This is a genomic window from Corallococcus terminator, assembly GCF_003611635.1.
Lineage (GTDB): Bacteria > Myxococcota > Myxococcia > Myxococcales > Myxococcaceae > Corallococcus > Corallococcus terminator.
Genome location: NZ_RAVZ01000804.1, coordinates 1 through 457 on the forward strand (window position 1 = coordinate 1; position 457 = coordinate 457).

The 457-nt window shown below is 75.9% G+C and carries 1 protein-coding gene; it reads left to right on the forward strand.

From position 1 onward, the window contains the following. Positions 1-30: 30 nt before the first annotated feature. Positions 31-457 (forward strand): MFS transporter (locus tag D7V88_RS42215; RefSeq protein WP_244238705.1); only part of this gene is annotated, 427 nt, incomplete at its 3' end.

Consider the following 457-nt stretch of genomic DNA (forward strand, 5'->3'; position numbering starts at 1 on the left):
GCTCTCGACCGGTGGGGCCCGCGCCGGCTGATGCTCGCCGTCGCCGCCGCCTTCGGGGCGATCCTCGTGGCGTCCTCGGCCATGGACGGTCCCGTCGGACTGGTGGCCGGCTTCATCGGGGTCCGCCTGGCCGGTCAGGGCGCCCTGAACCTCGTCGCCACCACCACGGTCGCGCTCTACGTGACCCGTCGGCGCGGATCGGCGATCGGGCTCGCCTCCGCGCTCGGCACGGCCGGCATCTCCCTGGCCCCGCTGCTGCTCGAGCGCCTCATCGCCGGGGGCGACTGGCGCACGGTGTGGTTCTTCGAGGGCATCGCGGTCTGGGCCCTCGTCATCCCGGTGACCCTGCTGGTCCTCCCCCGTCGGCCCGTCGCGGAACCGACTCCAGCGGTGGACCCGCAGGACGCGGACCGCCCGGGCGCCCCCGGCGTCGACTGGACCCCCCGTCGGGCCATGG